The sequence below is a fragment of the Allomuricauda sp. CAU 1633 genome (assembly GCF_017313225.1).
Classification (GTDB): Bacteria; Bacteroidota; Bacteroidia; order Flavobacteriales; family Flavobacteriaceae; genus Flagellimonas.
Window position 1 is genome coordinate 474989 of record NZ_JAFLNE010000001.1, and the last position, 21749, is coordinate 496737.

Consider the following 21749-nt stretch of genomic DNA (forward strand, 5'->3'; position numbering starts at 1 on the left):
ATTATTTACTCAGTTCGTAAGCTTTTTACTGGATTTGCCCTTGCCGCTCTTATCGCTTGAAAACTTACGGTAAGAACAGTAATCAGCAAAGCCCCAATCATGGCTAGTGCAAAAATCCACCATTTTAGGATTACCCGATATGGATATTCCTGTAACCAACCATTCATTACGTAATACGCTATGGGAACCGCAATAAAACAGGAGAGAATGACCAATTTTAAAAAGTCTTTGGAGAGCATGTTCCATACATTAAATACGGTTGCACCGAGCACTTTTCTAACCCCAATTTCTTTTGTTCGTTGTTCCGCCACAAAAGAGGTAAGTCCAAAAAGTCCCAAACAACTAATCAAGATGGCCAAGGCGGTAAAAATACCCGATAGTGTTCCTATTCGCTCCTCAGCAGCAAATTTTTCACCGTATTCTTCATCCACAAAATCATAGTGAAAGGGAACATCCGGAAAATGCGCTTTAAAGACCCGTTCTACAATGGCCAAATTTTGACTTGCGCTTTGTTTTGGGTTCAATCGAAGGTTATAATAAGAAGCATTATCGTACTTATCAAAAGCATAAATGGCTTGCTTTACGGGTTCATAGGGGGACTGGGCAATCATATCCTCTACCACGCCGATGACTTTGAGGGGTCCACCAGGATTCTCCTCATCGGAATCCCTGAACAACATTCCAACTGGGTTTTCTACCCCCAGATATTTAACGGCGGTCTCGTTAAGGAGAATAGCACTGGAATCCGAGGGAAACTCTCGGGAAAAATCCCTGCCGGCAATAATTTTTAGATTAAGGGATTTTGCATATTCTGGGGAGACCTCGGTCCAAGCAAAATCTTCCTGAAAGCCATCGGGCTTCCCCTCCCACGTCCATCCACTTCTGTTGGACCAAATATTGGTTGTAGGGCTACTGGATGAAGACATATCTACAACAGCACCTGAATTTAGGAACTCGTTCCGCATTAGCCCATACTTGCCATAAAACTCAGGGCTCATGGTTGGGAGTTGCACCAACCCTTCCTTATCATATCCCACGGGGCGGTTTTTAGCATAGTTGATTTGCTGCATCACAATGACCGTACCTATAATAAAAGCGACTGAAACTGTAAACTGGAGCACCACCAATGCCTTTCGGGCCAAGCCTGAATGTTTTCCAGCTTGGAAAGTGCCTTTTAGTACATCAACAGGCTTAAAAGAAGATAGGTACAGTGCAGGATAACTTCCAGCCAAAACCGCAGTTAGCAAAATAAATAGGATGGAGACCAACCAAAAAGAGGGTTGCATCCACGGAAATGCAATTTCCTTTCGAGCGAGTTCATTGAAGCCGGCCAAAGAAAGCACTACGATCAAAAGGGCAATGACAAAAGCAAACAGGACCACCAAAAAGGATTCTCCCAAGAACTGGTTGATCAATTGTCCTCTTTGAGACCCGATTGATTTTCGAATCCCAACCTCTTTGGCTCTTTTCTCAGAACGGGCCGTACTCAGGTTCATGAAATTGATACACGCCAAGAGCAATACAAAGATGCCTATGATAGCAAACAGCCACACATATTTAATTCGTCCGCCAACTTGTTTTCCATTTTCAAAACGGTTGCGCAAATACCAGTCCTCCATGGGCAATAGAAATAGCTGTGGGTTAAACTCGACAGTATCTTCGTTCAAGTTCTTTTTTACATCTTTAATGGCCGAGGTAACACTTTCCATGGTGGTGTTATCTGGGATTTTCACAAACATTTGGAACGAATTGTTGCCCCATTGGGTTTCTGCATTTTTAATCCATTCATTAACGGTAATATATTTTTCCCAGGGCATTAGATAGTCCATCTCGTTAAAGGAAGTGTTATGGGGGATGTCCTCATAAACCGCCGTGACCATCATATCATACTGACCATTGATCTTAACGGATTTCCCAATGGGCTCCTCATTGCCAAACAAGGCATTTGCGGTTGCAGCAGAAAGCATAATTGAGTTTACCTCTCTAAGCCCATCTTTTTCCCCTTTTAGGATTTTTAGGTCGAACATTTCTGGAGCTTCCCGTTGCATAAAGTTGCCATTTCTGGAGAGACTGATATCCTTATATTTTAAATATTGGGAATTGCTCCAAGAAGCCATCACCAAATGGTCAAAATTGTCCATATAGCTATCGCGAAATGCCTTTTCCAAAGGTCGGGGAATGGCTGGCCCCGTTCCAGTTTCACCATTGAACGTTTGGGACTGGAAAATTTGGGCAATCTTGTCTTTGTTGGTAAAATAGGTGTTGTGCGATAATTCATCTTGGATCCATAGCCCAATGATAAGGGCCACTGCCATACCCAAGGCCAACCCACCAACATTAATAATAGTATAGGCCTTGTTCTTGGTAAGGTTCCTCCAGGCTATTTTAAAATAATTCTTGATCATGATGGTTTGTTTTTTTGATTGATTTATTCAGCTCGTAAACTTTTTATGGGACTCGCCAATGCTGCCCGTATCGCCTGATAACTGACCGTTAAAAAAGCAATTGTCAATGCAAGTACACCAGCCAGCAAGAAGGTGGACCATGAAATTTCGATTCTGTACGCAAAATCTTCAAGCCATCGGTTCATCATATACCATCCAATAGGCACGGCCAATACAATCGATATCAATATCAACTTCATAAAGTCCATTGTCAGTAGTTGGTATATGCTTTTGAATGGAGCGCCCAGTACCTGTCGGATACTGATTTCCTTTTTTCGTTGTTCGCCTAGGAAAGCCGATAGCGCAAAGAGTCCCAAGCAAGCCACAATAATGGCAAAGAGCGCAAAACTGTTGAATATTTTACCCATTCGTTGCACATCGTCATGCATAAGGGCGAATTCTTGGTCCAAAAAGGTGTACTCGAAAGCTTGATTAGGCACAAATTCTTGCCATACGGTTTCAATATCGCTGATGGCCCTATTGGTTTGACTGGTATTAAGTTTAACCGCCACTGTCCCTGGGCTATTTCCAATGACCAATGAAAGTGCTGCGATATCCTCCTTTAGGTTTTTAAAGTGAAAATCCTCAAGAACACCAATAATCGTCCAGTCCTGACCGTTGTTGATGCGTTTTCCAATGGGGTCCTCATAACCCAATTCCTTGGCCATGGTTGCATTGATTACAATGGCCGATGAGTCGGTTGCAAAGTCCTTTGAAAATCCTCGTCCCTCTTTAACTTGAAGTCCGAGGGTCTTGATATAGTCAAAATCTACCCGCCAAATTTGTGCAGGAACCGTTCTATTCTGAGTACCATCCCCAACCATTCCAAAAGTATTTCCATTTCGTTTGGTGCCATCCACGGGAAGATAATCGCTTATGGATACTTCTTTTACATCCGATGAGGCAAGGAGTCTATCTTTAAAAGTTTGTGAATTGTTCTTTAATAGATTGGTTCCCTTAATGAGGACCACCTGTTCTTTGTTAAAGCCCAATTTCTTATCTAAAATGAAGTTCATTTGTTTGTAGATGATTAGGGTGCCAATAATCAAAACAATAGAAGTTACAAACTGAAAAACAACCAGGCCACTTCGTAATCTGCCGCTTTTACTTCCTGTGCTCAGTGACCCTTTTAAAACATTGGCGGGCTTAAAAGCGGATAGGTAAAAGGCAGGATATAGTCCCGCAATGGCTCCAATTATCAAAGAGGCAACCAACAATAATGGTGCAAACCACCACAAAGCCCATGGCATGGCAATACTTTTGGCAGCAATGGTATTAAAAGTGGGCAGTAGGGCCCAAGCCAATACTACCCCAATGATGAAGGAGATGATGCTAAATATGATGGATTCCGTTAAAAACTGATTGACCAAATTACTCCGAAAGGCTCCCACAGTTTTTCTGAGACCTACTTCTTTTGCTCTATTTGCTGATTTTGCTGTAGATAGATTGATGAAGTTTATGGCGGCCAATACAAGAACAAAAATGGCAATGGCAGCAAACAACCAGATAAATCGAATATCGCCATGCTTTAAGCGATCGCCCATTTTTAGGTCAGATTTTAAATGGATATCGGTAACAGGTTGCAGTTTGTATTCCAAAGTCTTGAACACGTCTTTAAATCTTTCTCCCATACCTCTTTCGATACTGGCAGGGATAAAATACTCCTCTAAAATGGCCCTCATTTTGTTTTCCAAACTTGGAATGTCAGTATTCTCATCAACCAACAAATACGTGAAGTAATTTGTGGTTGTCCAACTTGTGTTAGTATCTTCTATGGCTAGAAGAAAATCAAAGTTGAGATGCGATTTTTGTGAAGGGATTTCCTTTATGACCCCGGTTACCGTATAAGGTTTGGTAGAATCGTCATCCAGAAAAATAGTTTGACCCACAGCATCGCCATTGGGAAAATACTTTTCGGCTTTTGAGGCTGTCATTACAATACTGCCAGGATTTACCAAGACTTGTTCTGGATTTCCTTCTTCCAGATCATATTCCAAGATTTCAAAAACAGGTTGATCGGCGTAAATAAATCCTTCTTCAAAATTATTTTGAATGGTTCCTTTAGGTCGAAGCGCTCTTCGTCCTGCCCCAAAAAGCTCGCTGGTATTCACTTTACCTGCTTTCTGTATTTCGGGATATTTGGCCTGTAGGGTTTCCGCAAAAAGGCGCTGAAAATGAACACTTTTTAGCACTTCACCATCCATAACGCCCTGCATTACAACACGGTAGATCCTATCTTTATTTTTGTATTGCTGGTCATAGCTCAATTCATTCCCAATAAAAAGGGCTATCAACAGACAGGCGGCTACTCCAATGGCAAAACCACCAATTTTTATGGTGGTAAAAAGCTTGTCTTTTTTGATGTTTCGCCACGCGATTCGTATATGGTTTTTTAACATGGTTCTCGCTTTTGATGATGATTTTCTATTCCGTTCTAAGGCTCTTCACCGGATTTACCACAGCGGCCCTTATGCTTTGGTAACCCACGGTCAATATAGCTACGCCAACCGCTAAAATAGCGGCCAGCACAAATACCCACCAGCCAATTTCTATACGGTATGAAAAATCTTCCAGCCATTTGTTCATGGCAAACCAACCAATGGGCATTGAAATAAGAATGGCAACCCCCACCATTTTAAGAAAATCTGTTGTGAGCCTGAAGGTAATTTGACCCACCGTAGCTCCCAGCACTTTGCGGACCCCAATTTCTTTGGTACGTTTTTGAGCATTGAAAGCAGCCAAACCGAAGAGCCCTAAGCAAGCAATTAAAATGGAAAGGATGGTGAAGACCACAAAGATTTTTCCCAAACGTTGCTCGGCTTCATAAGTAGTATTAAAAGAGTCGTCCATGAAATCATAGGAAAAGGGTTGGCCTGGGGCAAATTTGTTCCAAATGCCCTCAATGTCGGCTATAGTTGTCGAAAAATCACCTGGATTTAATTTTACAGCGAGTGACCCCGAAGTTCCCCCAAAAAATAGGCCCAGTGACCCAATATTTTCGCGTAACGATTCGTAATGAAAATTCTTAACCACACCAATGATGGTATTGAATTCGGGGTTTTCCAATTCCACATCCTGAGAGACCCGCATCCCCAAAGCTTCCTCAGGCCCGACACCAAGGACTTTTAAAGTCGCCTCATTTACAATTACAGCTGTGGAGTCCGTTGGAAAATCTGTATTGAAGTTACGCCCGGCAATCAAATCCATGTTCATGGTAGGGATATAGTCTTCATCAACATACCAAGTTTGCATTTGAAGGGCATCTTCCTGATTTCTGGATCCTTCTGGAAAAAATGAACTGTTGGATCGGGATGAAGGTGTAGGGAAGTAGAAACTCAATGTGGAATTTTCCACTTGGCTGAGGGCAACAATTTCATCTTTAAAACTTTGGGTTTGGTCCCCAACGGCAAAAACATCGTCAACAAGCAGAATCTGGTCTTTGGTAAACCCAAGATCTTTGCTTTGTATGAATTGTAACTGTTGATAAACAACAATGGTACCCACGATCAAGAATACCGAAATGGCAAATTGAAACACGACCAATGCATTTCTGATATTGCCCCCGCCTGCGGTACCTTGTGTATCCCCTTTCAAGGTTTTTACAGGCATAAATCGTGATAAAAAGAAAGCGGGGTAACTGCCCGAAAAGAGTCCGAGCAATACCGTTCCCAGTAGCAGAATCCCCCAGAAAAAAGGACTTGAATACGGCAAAGAAATGGATTTGCCAGCAAGGTCGTTGAAAAGTGGGAGGACCAATAATGTGATGACCAAAGCCACTAATAAGGAGATAAATGAAATCAACCCTGATTCAATAAGAAATTGCCGGATCAGATCTAACTTTTTGGAACCAAGCGTCTTTCTAACTCCAACTTCTTTTGCCCTTTTTAGGGATTGAGCCGTGGATAGGTTCATAAAATTAACGCTGGCCAAGACAATCAAGAACAAACCAATAAAGGCAAGGATGTATACATTTTGGATACTGCTATTGGCACTCATTTCTGCATCACGATGGGAATAGAGATGTATATCAGTGAGTGGTTGTGTATAAAAGTTTACATAGTTCCCAGCTGCAATAAAGGATTCCTTCGTCATTCCAGGAAAATATTGCTGTGCCCACGGAAATATGTAATCGTCCACAATACCGTTCAACGGTTCCTGAAAATCTTTAACATTAGCGGAGGGAATCAACTTAATGAAAGTGAAGTAATTATTGCTCCCCCAGTTTGGATCGTGGGAGTCAGCATAACCGGACATTGCCATAAAAACGGAATGTTCCCTTAAAAATGAATTCCTTGGCAAATCATCTATGACACCTGTTACGGTGTAGGTATCTGTATTGTTCAACAACATGCTTTGACCCAAGGCATTTTGAACGCCAAAGTGTTTTTCTGCGGCCGTTTTGGTAAGCACAAGGGTATTGGGTTCCACAAGGGCTGTTTTTTTGTCCCCAACCAGCAGTTTTACTCCAAAAAAATCGAAGAAAGTGGAGTCAACAAAAGTTATCCGAGGTTCTTTGGTATTGGTCTCAGTACCGGTTCTTCGTAGAAGTAGACTTCCCCTGTTCCTAAATCTAACGGTGGATTCCACTTGGGGAAAATCCCGTTGCATGGTAGCGGCCATGGGTGCCGCTGCTTCGGCTGATTTCATTTCGGCGCCACCAAACTTAATGTTACTGTCAACTCTATAAATGCGCTCCGCATCGGCAAACATTTTGTCATAGCTCAATTCGTCATAAATAAATAGAGCGATCAATATTCCCCCAGCAATGCCAATGGCAAGGCCAAAGGTGTTGAGGAATGTAAAAAAGGGCTGCTTTTTTAAACTCCTCCAAGCTATTTTAATGTTGTTTTTGAACATGGTTGTATGTTTTCTCTGTTGATTATTCTGTTCTTAAGCTTTTTACCGGATTGGCCATTGCAACCTTTAAGGTCTGATAGCTAATGGTAATAAGTGTGATGATCATGATGGCCACAATGGCAATGGCAAAGACCCACCAATGTATTTGGGTTCTGTAGGTGTAGCCTTGGAGCCATTGCTCCATAAGGTACCAAGCTATGGGTGTGGCCAGAACCCCTGCGATAAGAATAAGTCTAAAGAAATCCACTGTGAAGAGGGCAAGTATATTGGCTATATTGCTTCCCAACACTTTTCGTATTCCGATTTCCTTGGTTCGTTGGCCCACAAAGAAAAGAATGAGACCGTAAAGCCCTAAGCAACCGATTAAAATGGCCAATGCCGAAAAAACTTTGGACAGGGATAGGTACCGCTGCTCGGTTTCATATTGTTCGGCAACCCTATCGTCCAAAAAGCGGGGTTCATAAATGTACCCTGGGAACACATTGACCCATGGTTGGCCAATTTGTTCCACAACGTGTCTCATATTTTGGCCATTGGTCTTTATGGCGATTTCGTCAAACCAACGGGTTTGATTGGCAATAAAAATCGGACTGATTTCTTCCGTAAAATCATTGTCATGAAAGTTCTTGACTACACCTACGATGGTGGCCTTGATATAACCACCATTGGCTGTAATTTGTTTTCCCAATAGTTCTTCCGATGTGGCAATTCCCAATTTTTCACCCAGTTTTTCATTCACGACCACCTCGGCAATAGAATCGGAACTATTCTCAAAAAAGTTTCTTCCCGCCACAAGAGGTATATCAAAAGTGTTTAGATAATTTGCATCTGCCAGCTTGGCTTGAATGCTGAATTCTTCGAATTCAGGTCGGTTGTGGTATTTAACACTGGTCCCCCAATTGTTCACAGCACCACCCGGGCTGGTCAAACAGGCCGAAACTTTGGTAACTTCTGGAATTTGGGCAAATTGTTCTTTTAAACTGTTGAGTTGAACCTTCTCCAATTCTTTTGGGATACCCACCATTACTATGGATTCCTTGTCAAAACCCAAATCAGAGTTTACCGCATAATCAATTTGTCTTGAAATAATCAAAGTGGCGGCAATCAAGGTTATGGAAATGGCAAACTGGGCCACGACCAAAACTTTTCGGGTTGTAGTTCCTCCAGTATCGTTATGGCTCAATTTGCCCTTAAGGGCAAGTACGGGCACAATACGAGACATCAAAATTCCAGGGTAACTTCCGGATAAAAATGAAACCAGAAGAAGAACCGAAATCAGAAAGGCAAAAAACTGAACATTCAATAAGCTGTTCATCGAGAGCTCCAACTCAAAGAGATTATTGAAAGAGGGAAGGAACAAAACGGCAAACAATACGCCCAACCCAATGGCGAACAGACTTATCACAAAAGTTTCCGACAAAAATTGCCAGAACAGGTGTTGTTTAAAACTGCCCAAGACTTTTCGAACTCCAATTTCTTTGGAGCGATAGAATGCTTGCGCAGTTGAAATATTGATGAAGTTGATACAGGCCACGGCTATCAGAAAAAGTCCAATAACCCCGAAAATCCACATTAAAGCGGGGTCTATTCCCCCATATTTGGGATTGAAGTGGATGTCTGACAGCGGTTGAAGCTTGTATACATGTTTGTTCTTACTGTTTGGGCGGTGCTTTTTTGGAAGTTCTGTAAGGACATTTTCAATTTGGGCAATGTTTTGATTTGGGTGTAACAACGCAAAGCATTGCAAATGGGAAGAAATGCCACCCCAAGTTTCCTCAGCAGTAAAATCGTTGAACTTTTTTAAAGTGGGATAGGAGATAAAAATTTCTTCAGGAATCAAGGAAGTCTTAGGAGCGTTTTTAAGAATTCCAATAACCTCAATGGTTTCTTTATTGTCGTACAAAAAGGTTTTTCCCAAAGGATTTTCTGCGCCATACATTTTCTGCGCCATACGTTCACTTATATAAGCAGTATTGGGTTCTAAAAGGGATCGAGTGCCCAAGGCTTCCAAAATGGGGAATGTCATGATTCCAAAGAAATCTGGCTCCACAAAAGCAGCATCTTCTTTAAATGATTTGCTATTTGTACCCTCGCCTATATTGAGCTGGTAGTTCTCCCAAGACACCACCTTGGCCACTTTTTCAGCATAGTTGTAATCCTCCCGAAAAACCTTGGCAAAGGCAGGTGGCACACTTGCCTCATAATCTATATAGTCCCGTTGCTCCTCGGTAACCACTCTGTAAATGCGGTCACTGTTTTCATGGAAATTATCAAAGGAAAGATGGTACGTCAAAAACATATAGAGTAGAATGCTGCTGCCAAAGCCAATGGCAAGACCCAATATATTTATGGTGGTGAAGACCTTTCTTTTGAGTAGGTTTCGCCATGCGATTCTGATATAGTTTTTGAACATGATGATTGTTTTTTGATTGTGATTGATGAATAAACTCCTAGACCATGGCTCCCATAGGTTTGTTTTGACTTTCGGTCACAATTTGTCCATCAAATAGATTGATGACCCTGTGCGCATAGTGCGAATCGCGGTCTGAGTGTGTTACCATAACAATGGTGGTGCCCTCTTGGTTGAGCTCTGTTAAAAGGTTCATGACCTCAATCCCGTTTTTGGAATCCAGATTTCCGGTGGGCTCATCCGCCAAAATCAATTTTGGATTGGTCACTACGGCCCGGGCAATGGCCACACGTTGTTGTTGCCCTCCCGAGAGCTGTTGGGGAAAGTGCTTTTCACGATGTGCAATTTTCATGCGCTCCAAAACGGCATTCACTTTTTCCCTGCGTTCCGATTTGTTCATTTTTAAATAGATGAGCGGGAGTTCCACATTTTCAAAGACAGTGAGTTCGTCGATGAGGTTAAAGCTTTGGAAGACAAAGCCCAGATTGCCCTTTCTAAGTTGGGTGCGCTGGCTTTCTTTAAGGCCTTCCACCTTATGGCCAGCAAATTCGTAACTACCCTCGGTAGGGTTGTCCAGCATGCCGATGATGTTGAGCAAGGTGGACTTTCCACATCCTGATGGTCCCATGATGGCCACAAATTCTCCATCTGCAACCTTGAGATTGACCCCGTTAAGGGCAAGGGTTTCCACTTCTTCTGTTCGGAAACTTTTCTTTAGATTCTGTATCTGTATCATTTTTTAATGGTTGTTTTAGCTGTTAGTATATAGACTTGATAAATTCCTTTACTGTTACGTTTCTCTTTTATTTTAACACAATTCGTTCTGCAGTGCCAAAGCTGTCATAGTTGCTTGTGATGACCTGCTCGCCAGGCTGAAGTCCTTCAAGCACCTCATAGTATCTTGAATTCTGTTTGCCCAAGCGTACGTTTCGTTTTAGAGCCTCGTCCCCATTTGGGTTCACTACAAAAACCCATTGTCCACCGGTGCTTTGGAAAAAGCCTCCTTTGGGCAACAACATGGCATCGCTGGACTCACCCAATTGTAGTCGTATGCTATAACTCTGCCCCGCCCGTATGGTCTCTGGCTTTTCATCGGTAAAAACCAAATCTACTTTAAAGCGACCATTTCGTACTTCGGGGTATACTTTTCGCAACCGCAGGTTGTACTCTTTCTCGTTTCGTTCCAAGATGGCAGAAAGGTCACGTTTGACACGATCAATGTAGTGTTCATCAATTTCGGCCTCAATTTTAAAATCGGTAAGCACATTGATTTGCCCAATACGCTCTCCTTGTGAAATACTTTGTCCTATTTCAGCATCCAAGAATCCCAACTGTCCATCAGCAGGGGCCCTTACATTTAGGTGGTCCAATCGCTCATAAACCATAGAAAGGGTCTTTTGCATACGGTCCAGATCAGTATCGAGTCCGGACAAGGAAGTTTCCCGCAACTCATCATCCTGCTCGGTCTGTAGTTTTACAATTTCATGTTGTTTCTTGGCCAGCTCATAGTTTTCTTTGGAAAGCAGATAGGTTTCTTTGGAAATCAATTCGTCTTCATACAACTCTTGGTTCTGTTCATAGTTTCGTTTCAATCGCTGCAAATCGTACTCAGCAGTGGCGAGGTTTCTTCTGCCTTCGACCTGCCTGGAATCAAAAGTGAGTTTGGTAGATCGGAGGTCGTTCTGCTTAAGGGCCAAGTTGCTTTCACTTGCTAAAATCTGTTCATAGAGCATCATGTTCTCCAATTTCAGGATGATATCACCCTTCTTCACCATGGAACCTTCCTCGATCAATTTTTCGGAAACGCGACCACCTTCGTACGCATCCATATAAATGGTGGCAATAGGCGCCACAGTTCCGTTGATGGTGATATAATCATCAAACTTGCCAGCACTTACTTCAGAAATTGAAAGCCGCTCTTTCTCCGTTCTATACGTAGATACCGAACTGGCAAAAAGGAGTTTCCACCCCACAAATAGCAGTAATATGCCCAAAGCTATATAACCGTAATGCTTTGCTTTAAGTCCTTTCTTTTTCTCTAGTTGTATATCCATGGTATTCTTTAGTTGATATTAAAAATAGGTAGGCCGCTGTAAAAATCTATAGTGCTCTTGTTCACCTTCAACCGAAGGCCTACCTGCAAGTTTTCATTTTGTGCCACTCCAAATAAGTTTTTTGCTTGAAAAAGATCCAAAGCATTTATAAGTCCTTTTTCATAGCGTTTTTGCGCGATGGCAAAGGCCAGTTCTTGAGCTTGTACCCGTTTATTGCTTTGATCCAGTTCCACCAGCAAAGCCTGATGGGTCTGGACCAATTGCTGTAATAGTTGGAAAAGCTCCTGTTCTTGGATTTCTAAATTGTTCTTGGCTTGGAGGTAGGCAATCTTTTGTTGTTTTACCCGAGAATGGTTGGCCCATCCATTGCTGATGGGAATGCTCAACTCAGCCCCAACAAACTTTGAGGTATTGTCCTTGAACTGTGTCCTAAACGGGATGATGTTACCATCGTCGTCTGTATTGGTCTCAAAATAACTCGTTCCGTACCCAGCTACCAAAGCCAATGAAGGGAACAATCCACCGCGGGTGGCCTGCATTTGTTTTTTTGCCGCATTTACCCGGTATTCTTGTGATTTTACCAAAGGCACAAATCCTCTGGCTGAATTGTAGAGGGAATCTACAGATACTTTTTCGGTTGTTTCATTGGAAACGGGCTCTAAACTTTCCTGAAGAGTAATATCGGTTACTTTGGTAAGGTTCATCTCTTGAAGGAGAATCAGTTTAGCGTCAGCGAGAAGGTTTTGATTTTGCGTCACCAAAAGTTTGTCACCCAAAAGATTGGATTCAGCCTCATATAAATCGGCTCCGGCCATTAGGCCCAGTTCCACTTGTTTGTTCACCAAATCGTAATTGGCTTGGGAGATTTCTTGCTGTTCTAAGGAATTGGCAACCAAGCCTTCGTAAAACTTAATGTCATAGAAGGCACGCATTACCCGAAAAGCCAACAAAAACTTTTCTTGAAGGATATCCTCTTGGGTAGCTTTATAGATAAATTTTGAAGCCTTTATCGAATTTAATTTTTGAAAGCCCCGGAACAAATCCAGATTGGCATTCAGGGAATAGTTGTTACTAAAGAACTCAGTATTGACATAATCGTTGGTATTGGGGTCCGCCGATCTACCATATCGAATCCGGTAATCTGTATACCCATTAACTGAGGGCAATAAATCACGAACCGACTGTCGATAGCTTTCCTTACTGGAATCTTTGTTGTACGTGGTATTCTTTACCTGAAGGTTGTGTTCTATAGCATAGGCTACACACTCATCCAACGTCCAAGTCTCTTGCGAAAATGCCTGGATAGCGATAAAAAATAGCGTGCTAAAAATGTATGTTTTAAGGTTCATAGTATTTTCCTGTGCCAAAACAGGGGCTATTCTTGTGCCAAAAACATAATTTTATGATATTCAGTAAGTTACTATTGATTTGGTGATATACAGAGAATGAAGGTGTAAAATATTTATACAAAAAACGTCCAATTATTTTACACTTTATCGAGTTGTATACATCCAATTTGTAGATTTAGCTTCCTTTTTGAGCCAAAAGTCATGATAGATGCCAAAATTTTAGTCATTGATGACAATAAAAGTGTGTTGAGCGCTTTGGAGATTTTGCTGCAGTTTGAATATAAAAGTGTTCAGACCTTGTTCAACCCTAATCAGATTTCCTCTTTTCCCAATATGCAGGAGATTGATATTGTATTGTTGGATATGAATTTTTCCGCTGGGGTGAACACCGGTAACGAAGGCTTGTTCTGGCTGAATGAAATCAAAAAAAAATCGCCCCACACCTCTGTGATCATGATGACCGCTTACGGCGCGGTGGATTTAGCCGTGACTGCCCTAAAGAAAGGCGCTACGGATTTTGTGCTTAAACCTTGGAACAATGAACGGTTAATGACTACGGTTCGATCAGCTTATGAGCTGAGAAAGTCCAAACTGGAAATCCATAACCTTAAAAAGAAAGAGAGCAATCTTAAACAGGTCATCAATGAGGACAAGAACTTTATCATTGGCCAATCCAAAGCCTTGACCTCGGTACTGAATTTGGCGGGCAAGGTGGCCAAGACCGATGTCAATGTGTTGATCACGGGCGAAAATGGCACAGGGAAGGAACTTATTGCCCGGGAACTCCACCGGTTGTCTTCCCGTAAAAATGAGGTCTTTATTAATGTGGATATGGGTTCCATTGCTGAAAATCTATTCGAAAGTGAATTGTTTGGACATGTAAAGGGCTCTTTTACTGATGCCAAGGAAGATCGTGCCGGGAAGTTTGAAGCGGCCCATCAAGGCACTTTGTTCTTGGATGAAATTGGAAATCTGTCCCTGCAGATGCAAGCCAAGTTGCTTTCCTGCATTCAAAATAGATCAGTGGTCCGGGTTGGATCCAACAAACCTATCCATGTAGATATTCGATTGATTTGTGCCACCAACTGCAATTTGGAACAAATGGTGGTGGATGGATTGTTCCGCGAAGATTTGTTATATCGTATCAATACTATCAATATAGAGGTGCCCCCTTTGAGGGAGCGCGATGATGACATTTTGGTGCTTGCCGATTTTTTCTTGAAACGATTTGCCCATAAATATGATAAACATGGCCTTCGCATCAACAATCTCGCCCAAGAAAAGTTAATGGAATATGCGTGGCCGGGCAATGTGCGGGAACTTCAGCATACCATGGAGCGGGCAGTAATCCTTTCTGATGGAAATGTGCTAAAACCATCGGATTTTTTATTGCATGCCAAGCCTATGCAATCTTTTGACCATGAACCCATGACCCTGAACGAGATGGAACAGCAAATGATTTCCCGGGCCTTGGACCAACATGATGGAAATTACAGTGCCGCTGCCGACCAGTTGGGAATCTCCAGACAGACCCTCTACAATAAGTTGAAGAAAAAGAACGAATAATGGCCAGTCGACATTTCTATATTCAGCTTCTTATCAGGGTACTTTTAATTACGCTTACGGCTATGTTATTGGGTTTTTCAGTGGCCTACAAATGGTATTTGAGCTTGTTCTTTTCAATGATAGCCTTGGTGGCGCAAGTGTATTCCCTTATTGTATTCATAAATAGGACGAATCGGAAGATAGCGTACTTTTTTGATGCCATTAGAAATGAGGATTTCACCTTACGGTTTCCGGAACGGGTTTCCATAAAATCATTCAAAGAGTTGAATCAAAGTCTAAATCGGGTGAATGGGCTTATCCAAGAAGTGCATTTGCAATTACAGATTAGAGAGCAATATTATCAGGAAATTTTAAAGCAGGCCAGTATCGGCATAATGACCTATAATGAAAAGGGCCACATTCTCTTTTCCAACCCTACCTTGGAAAAATTGTTGGACCACAGCCCATTGAACCATATTAAACAGCTCAATCAAGTTGATGGGAATCTCTATAAAATTTTTGAATCGTTTGAACCTTTTGAACGAAAACTAATTCAGCTATCCAATGAACGGGAACAAACCCAATTGGCCATCAAATCCACACCCTTGACTTTGGATGGGAAGTCACTTTTATTGGTGGTGGTGCAGGATATCCACAAAGAGTTGGATGAGAAAGAAACGGAATCGTGGGTACGGCTGATTCGGGTTTTGACCCATGAAATCATGAACACTATAACCCCTATTGCTTCCATTTCAGATTCCATTATCAAATATTATAGGAACAACGGCAAGATTGTTCCACTTGAAGAATTGGAGGAAAGTCAAATTAAAAACACGCTCAAAGGATTGGAAGTCATCAAGGAACAAGGTGGTGACCTCATGGATTTTGTACAATCCTACCGAAGTCTTTTGCATGTGCCAGAACCGAATAAAACCATCGTACGCGCAAAAGAACTTTTGGGCAAAATTGAGGTTTTAATGTCCGCCCGATTACATGATGGACAAACTGAATTTCAGGTGCAATCCCATCCCGAGGATTTGGAACTGTTCGTTGATGAAAAACTCATTAGCCAAGTGCTTATTAATTTGGGCAAAAATGCACTTCAAGCTGTCAACGCTGTAGAAAAAGGAAGGGTTCTTATGGTTGCCGGAATTGAAAACAATGGCAAAAAATATATTGAAATTCGAGATAATGGGCCAGGAATTCCAGCTGATATGATTGATGAAATTTTTGTGCCCTTTTTCACCACCAAAAGCGAAGGCACCGGAATTGGGCTTAGTCTTTCCAAGCGGGTGATGCAATTGCACGGAGGAGGTATCCAAGTACATTCAGTTCCCAACCAAGAAACCGTTTTTCGGCTTACTTTCGCTTAATTTTTACGCTGATGGAAAAGAAGAAACAGCTACTAGAATTTTGCTGGGATTACGTGAACCAAAGAACAGAACGGTTGCAGAATACTGGAGCTTCGCTTCAAGAATCATTGGATTCCGAAACCAAGAGCACTGCTGGCGACAAGCACGAAACAGGCAGGGCCATGGTGCAGTTAGAACAGGAAAAATTGGCCCAACAAGTCCAAGAACTGGATCGGGTAAAAGGAATTCTCAAAAAAATCGACATCACAAAAAAGTCCACTAAAATAGGTTTGGGAAGTATGGTGAGCACCAGCTTAGCCAATTACTTTATCAGTGTTTCCTGCGGAGCGTTCACGTTGGAGGGAAAACCTATTTACTGCATTTCCATGGAATCGCCCATTGCAAAATTGTTGGCGGGGAAAGAGACGGGTGAGAATTTTGTTTTTAATGGGGCTACCCATTCCGTTTTGGAGGTGGTTTGAAATTTAGCCAACATCCGGCGGCTTACGGCTCGCCTTTTTTTCAGCAGCCTTCTTTTTGGTTTTCAGTCGTTTTTCAATGGAAGATCTGGTAGGCTTCGTGGGCTTTCGTTTTTTGGGAACAGCAAGGGCCTTTTTCATTACCTCAAAAAACCGTTTGATGACCAAGTCTTTGTTTTTGTGTTGACTCCGTGCCTCGTCGCATTGCAAAATCAAAACACCGTCATTGGTAAGTCGGGGCTTTAGTTTTTGGAGAAGGCGTTCTTTTTCCACATCGGAAAGTCCTTCGGAAGCCGGCACATCAAAAGACAGTTCCACTTTAGAGGAGACCTTGTTCACATGTTGCCCTCCGGCACCACTGCTTCGAACGGCCTTAAATTTTAATTCGCTATGGACTTGTTGCTTTTTCACCTTTGAGGCGCCTATTGATGGTCTTCAAAGATACATTAAGGAAAATGGTATTGTCCAACTTCTGCTTTTTTGTGGTATTGAAGTACAATAGCGTGCTGTCTTCGGCCTTTCCTATATTGAGATAATGGCTTCCCTTAAAAAAGGAATGGGTTAGCTCTACTTTCATGCCAGAACTTCGGGAGAGCTTAAATTCATGGGGATACACCAACACGGACTTATCGATTTGAGAGTAGGACTTCAATAATTTAATGGGGACTTGGCTCACTTCGCCAAACAAGCTAGCTGTATAATGGTTGGGTGGATTGTTGTACAGTTTTTTGGTTTTTTGATTCGCTATGATTTGGCCTTTTTGCAAAATCAAAGTTCGTTGTGCGTAGGGTAGTACATCACTGGGGTCATGACTGGCGGTGAGCACCGTAACCCCTTTTTCCTTTAAATGGACAAACAAGTTTTTTCTGAGAGAATTCCTTTTGAAATTGTCAATGTGCCCAAAAGGCTCATCCAACAAAAGCACTTCGGGTTCTTGCGCCAAGACCCGTGCCAAAGCTACCCGTTGTTGTTGTCCACCGCTGAGGTTTTTTACCTTGGTTTTGGCATAGTCCTCCAACTCGATCAGGGTTAAAAGTTCAGCAATTCGTTCTTGATGGGTTTCTCGCTCAAAAACCGATAAGTGCTGCCCAATGTTTTCTTCAACGGTGGTAAAGGGCATCAAATCAAAATCTTGGGAAAGATACTTCATGTAAGGTTCTCCCGGAACTAAATTGAAGTTAGGTCCCAGTGCCTCTTTTTCACCCCAAAAAATTGCACCCTCTTCCACATGCAAAATCCCATAAATGATTTTAAGGAGCGTACTTTTTCCTGAGCCGCTCTCGCCCATTAAGGCCACGTGTTCTCCGGGAGCCACTTCAAAGGAAATATCCTCTAAAATGGGCCTGGATTTATACTGAAATGATGGAAAGTGAACTTTGAGCATATAAATAGAGAATTCCCTGAATTCTATTAATCCTTAAATTCTTTGAGCACTGCTTGATTCGGCAATGCATCGTACCCCATGTTGTACAACGTAAACCCAAAAATGTCAGCATATTGCTCAATGGTCTTAGTAACGGGAGTACCTGCACCGTGACCCGCATTGGTTTCTATCCGAATCAATGTAGGGCTAGCACCTGCCTGCTTTTCCTGAAGTTCCGCAGCAAACTTAAAACTATGCGCCGGAACTACACGATCATCATGGTCGCCCGTGGTCACCAAAGTGGCGGGGTACTCAGTTCCCTCCTTAACATTGTGCACCGGGGAATATCCTTTGAGATAATTGAACATTTCTGAGTCGTCCTCCGAGGTGCCATAGTCATAGGCCCAACCAGCTCCAGCCGTAAACGTATGATAGCGAAGCATATCCATAACCCCAACTGCAGGCAACGCGACTTGCATTAAATCGGGGCGCTGGGTCATGGTGGCACCCACCAAAAGCCCACCATTGGATCCTCCACGAATCGCTAAATATTGCTTGGATGTATAGTTATTGTCAATCAAATATTCTGCTGCAGCGATAAAATCATCAAAAACATTCTGCTTTTGAAGTTTTGTCCCGGCCAAGTGCCATTTTTTACCGTATTCACCACCACCTCTAAGATTGGGGACTGCGTACACGCCACCCTGCTCCATCCAAACGGCATTGACAATACTGAACGATGGTGTCAAATTGATGTTGAAGCCGCCATACCCGTATAAAATCGTAGGGTTTTTGCCATTGAGTTCCAGTCCTTTTTTATACGTAATGATCATGGGAACCTTGGTACTGTCTTTTGAGGTGTAGAACACCTGTTTGGATTCGTAATCCTCTGGATTAAAATCGATTTGGGGCTTCCAATACTGTTCGTAGTCACCCGTTTCCACATGGTACTTATACAAGGAACCGGGCGTGTTATAATTGGTGAAGGAGAAGTAAAATTCCTTTTCTTTCTTTTTACCACCAAAACCACTAGCGCTTCCCACACCGGGTAATTTTACTTCGCGAACCAGATTACCTTCATAGTCATATTGAAGCACTTTAGAGATGGCATCTACCATATATTCGGCAAACAAATTACCGCCACCAGTTCCAATGGTAAGTACATTTTCCGTTTCGGGAATGAGGTCTTTCCAGTTGTCCGGGGTTGGGTTGGAAGCATCAACCACCACTACCTTTTTGTTGGGTGCGTTGCGGTCGGTGACCAAAAACAGTTTGGTCCCTTCGGTATCGATGACATTGGTGTCAGAATCCGTATCATCTAAAATGGTGACCAGTTCTGGATTTTCCTGGGTTAAGTCCATCATGAACAACTTGTTGCCCGAAGTGGATATGGATGCTGTAATGAACAGGTATTTTTCATCTTCTGAAACCGAGCCCCAAACATAGCGGTGCTTTTGTTCTGGTGTGCCTCCAAAAATAACGGTATCTTCGGATTGTGGCGTGCCCAATTTATGGTAGTACAATTTGTGTTGGTCCGTTTTGGCCGATAGCTCACTTCCTTCCGGCTTGTCATAGCTGGAATAAAAAAAACCGTCATTTCCCTTCCACGAAATACCACTGAACTTGATGTCCACCAAGGTATCTTCAACAATTTCCCGGGTTTCAGCGTCCAGAACGATGGCCTTTCGCCAATCACTGCCGCCTTCGGAAATGAGATAGCCCGCTTTAGAGCCGTCTTTGGTGAAACTGAGGCTCATTAAAGATGTGGTACCATCTTCGGAAAAAGTGTTGGGGTCCAAGAACACTTCCGCTTCGCCATTCTCCTTCTTTCGGTACACCACATATTGATTCTGCAGCCCGTTGTTCTTGTAAAAATAGGTGTAATCACCCTCCTTGAACGGCGAGCCTACTTTCTCGTAGTTCCACAATTTTTCAAGTCGATTTTTTAGGTCTTCGCGGAAGGGAATTTTATCCAAGTAGCCAAAAGTGGCCGCATTTTGTTGCTTGACCCATGCTTCGGTTTCAGCACTTCGGTCATCTTCAAGCCAACGATACGGGTCGGGAACTTCTGTTCCAAAATAAGTGTCTACAGTGTCAACTTTTTTGGTAGTGGGGTAACTCACGGTAATAGGTTCTCCTTTTGGAGTGTTTTGACATGCAGCAAATAAGACTACAGCAGTCAACAGGCATGCGGTTCTCATTTTTATCAGATTGATTCCGATAAAAGTACCATAAAAACTGACAATGGCGATAAGCCGAAAAAGCTTTAACGTATTTTATGAAATAGCTTCGGAAGCGTTAGGCACCAGATTGTTCTCGACCAAATACTCCGCAATTTGAACCGCATTGGTCGCAGCCCCTTTTCGAAGATTATCGGCCACAATCCACATATTTAAAGTGTTGGGATTGGTCTCATCTCTTCGAATACGCCCCACAAAAACCTCATCCTTACCATTGGCGTAGATAGGCATGGGGTAGGTATTGGTTTCAGGATTATCCTGAACTACTACGCCTGGTGTTTCACTAAGCAATTTTCGTACGTCGGCCAAATCAAAATCGTTGTGGAATTCCACATTTACGGATTCTGAATGTCCCCCAGCAGTTGGAATACGAACTGCGGTGGCTGTAACGGAAAAGGTACGGTCGTCCAATATTTTTTGGGGCTCACGGGCCAGTTTCATTTCTTCCTTGGTATAGCCATTTTCCAAGAATACATCGCAATGCGGCAATGCATTTCGGTTTATGGGATATGGATAGGCCATTTCACCCTGAATTCCAGCAGCCTCATTTTCCATTTGCTCCACAGCCTTTACACCAGTACCAGAAACAGACTGATAGGTAGAAACAATCACCCGTCTCATTTGATATTTTTTGTGCAAAGGGTTCAACGCCATCACCAATTGAATGGTAGAGCAGTTGGGGTTGGCTATGATTTTATCCTCAGCAGTCAATTCGCTGGCATTGATTTCAGGAACCACCAATTTTTTGGTCGGGTCCATACGCCAAGCGGAGGAGTTATCAATAACTGTGGTGCCCACTTCGGCAAATCTGGGCGCCCACTCCAAGGAGGTGTCGCCACCAGCGGAAAAGATGGCAATATCAGGCTGCGCTGCAACGGCATCTTCCAAACCGATTACGGTATATTCTTGATTTTTATAAGTAAGTTTTTTGCCCACAGAGCGTTCCGAGGCAACCAACAACAATTCGGTAATGGGGAAGTTGCGTTCTTCCAATACATTCAACATGACCTCGCCTACCATTCCGGTGGCACCAACAACTGCTACTTTCATCGTTTTAAAATTTCTTGGGACAAAGGTACGCTAGCAAGTGAACTAAACAAGAATAATCTTCCTTCATAATCAATATTTAACAAAATGTTACAAATAAAACAACCATCAACATGTTAGCGAAACACATTGATGGTTTTTAAAGGATTATTAGTGGTGTAGCGGTATGCTGAAATTCATTCAGCACCTACGTTTATTTCTTCAACAAATCCCGAATTTCGGCCAAAAGCTCTTCCTGTGTAGGACCTTTTGGTGGTTCTGGAGCAGGTTCTTCTTTTTTCTTCATGCGGTTCACGGCTTTAACAATCATGAACATCACGAAAGCCACAATTAAGAAGTCGATGACGTTGGTCAGGAATGCTCCGTAGAGTACGGCAATTTCCCCAACGGTTTCTCCTGCATCGTTCACGGTTCCTTCGGTTATTACATATTTCAAATCGTTGAAATCTGATTTGAACAACAGTCCAATCAACGGAGACACAATTCCCCCGGTAAATGAGGAAACCACTTTGTTGAAAGCGGCACCCATGACGAAACCTACGGCAATATCCACCAGGTTTCCTTTCATGGCAAAGTCCTTAAATTCTTTTACAAATCCCATGTATAGTT

Annotated in this window: 15 protein-coding genes; 3 read left to right on the top strand and 12 right to left on the bottom strand. The window is 42.6% G+C overall.

All coding sequences use genetic code 11. The features are described 5' to 3' along the window. Positions 1 to 5 precede the first annotated feature (5 nt). From J0X14_RS02095 to J0X14_RS02125, 7 genes are all read right to left on the bottom strand, one after another. On the bottom strand, positions 6 to 2405 hold the full coding sequence (locus tag J0X14_RS02095) for an ABC transporter permease (protein ID WP_207096097.1): 2400 nt from the start codon (positions 2403 to 2405) through the stop codon (positions 6 to 8). A gap of 23 nt (positions 2406 to 2428) precedes the next feature. Then, positions 2429 to 4843, bottom strand: a complete 2415-nt coding sequence (locus J0X14_RS02100) for an ABC transporter permease (protein WP_207096098.1) — start codon at positions 4841 to 4843, stop codon at positions 2429 to 2431. 25 nt (positions 4844 to 4868) lie between these two features. Beyond that, complete coding sequence (locus tag J0X14_RS02105) at positions 4869 to 7301, bottom strand: ABC transporter permease (RefSeq protein WP_207096099.1); 2433 nt, start codon at positions 7299 to 7301, stop codon at positions 4869 to 4871. Between the two features lie 22 nt (positions 7302 to 7323). Further along, positions 7324 to 9714 carry an ABC transporter permease gene (locus J0X14_RS02110; RefSeq protein WP_207096100.1) on the bottom strand — a complete coding sequence of 797 codons (2391 nt, stop codon included), beginning with the start codon at positions 9712 to 9714 and terminating at the stop codon, positions 7324 to 7326. Between the two features lie 37 nt (positions 9715 to 9751). Continuing rightward, positions 9752 to 10447: an ABC transporter ATP-binding protein gene (locus J0X14_RS02115; protein ID WP_207096101.1), complete on the bottom strand. Its 696-nt coding sequence runs from the start codon at positions 10445 to 10447 to the stop codon at positions 9752 to 9754. Positions 10448 to 10514: 67 nt separating this feature from the next. Beyond that, complete coding sequence (locus tag J0X14_RS02120) at positions 10515 to 11765, bottom strand: efflux RND transporter periplasmic adaptor subunit (RefSeq protein WP_207096102.1); 1251 nt, start codon at positions 11763 to 11765, stop codon at positions 10515 to 10517. An 8-nt stretch (positions 11766 to 11773) separates the two neighbouring features. Continuing rightward, positions 11774 to 13114 carry a TolC family protein gene (locus J0X14_RS02125; RefSeq protein ID WP_207096103.1) on the bottom strand — a complete coding sequence of 447 codons (1341 nt, stop codon included), beginning with the start codon at positions 13112 to 13114 and terminating at the stop codon, positions 11774 to 11776. A gap of 201 nt (positions 13115 to 13315) precedes the next feature. Here J0X14_RS02125 and J0X14_RS02130 point away from each other — a divergent pair, with 201 nt between their 5' ends. The 3 genes from J0X14_RS02130 to J0X14_RS02140 are packed head-to-tail and all read left to right on the top strand — an operon-like array spanning position 13316 to position 16493. Further along, on the top strand, positions 13316 to 14680 hold the full coding sequence (locus tag J0X14_RS02130) for a sigma-54-dependent transcriptional regulator (protein WP_207096104.1): 1365 nt from the start codon (positions 13316 to 13318) through the stop codon (positions 14678 to 14680). After that, the gene (locus tag J0X14_RS02135) at positions 14680 to 16032 is read left to right on the top strand and encodes a sensor histidine kinase (RefSeq protein ID WP_207096105.1); all 1353 of its coding nucleotides are present in this window, start codon (positions 14680 to 14682) and stop codon (positions 16030 to 16032) included. Before J0X14_RS02130 ends, J0X14_RS02135 begins: the two co-directional genes overlap by 1 nt. Before the next feature lie 11 nt (positions 16033 to 16043). Then, entirely contained in the window at positions 16044 to 16493 is a 450-nt protein-coding gene (locus tag J0X14_RS02140; protein WP_207096106.1) for a 3-oxoacyl-ACP synthase, read from the top strand. A gap of 3 nt (positions 16494 to 16496) precedes the next feature. Here the strand turns inward: J0X14_RS02140 and arfB are convergent, their stop codons facing one another. From arfB to mscL, 5 genes are all read right to left on the bottom strand, one after another. Continuing rightward, positions 16497 to 16901, bottom strand: coding sequence for an alternative ribosome rescue aminoacyl-tRNA hydrolase ArfB (gene arfB / locus J0X14_RS02145; RefSeq protein ID WP_207096107.1), 405 nt, complete (start codon positions 16899 to 16901; stop codon positions 16497 to 16499). Further along, positions 16879 to 17874: a sulfate/molybdate ABC transporter ATP-binding protein gene (locus J0X14_RS02150; RefSeq protein ID WP_207096108.1), complete on the bottom strand. Its 996-nt coding sequence runs from the start codon at positions 17872 to 17874 to the stop codon at positions 16879 to 16881. The genes arfB and J0X14_RS02150 overlap by 23 nt, the downstream gene beginning before the upstream one ends. A gap of 26 nt (positions 17875 to 17900) precedes the next feature. Beyond that, entirely contained in the window at positions 17901 to 20054 is a 2154-nt protein-coding gene (locus J0X14_RS02155; protein ID WP_207096109.1) for a prolyl oligopeptidase family serine peptidase, read from the bottom strand. Positions 20055 to 20129: 75 nt separating this feature from the next. Further along, positions 20130 to 21143 carry an aspartate-semialdehyde dehydrogenase gene (locus J0X14_RS02160; RefSeq protein ID WP_207096110.1) on the bottom strand — a complete coding sequence of 338 codons (1014 nt, stop codon included), beginning with the start codon at positions 21141 to 21143 and terminating at the stop codon, positions 20130 to 20132. Between the two features lie 190 nt (positions 21144 to 21333). Next, positions 21334 to 21741, bottom strand: coding sequence for a large-conductance mechanosensitive channel protein MscL (gene mscL / locus J0X14_RS02165; protein WP_207096111.1), 408 nt, complete (start codon positions 21739 to 21741; stop codon positions 21334 to 21336). Positions 21742 to 21749 lie beyond the last annotated feature (8 nt).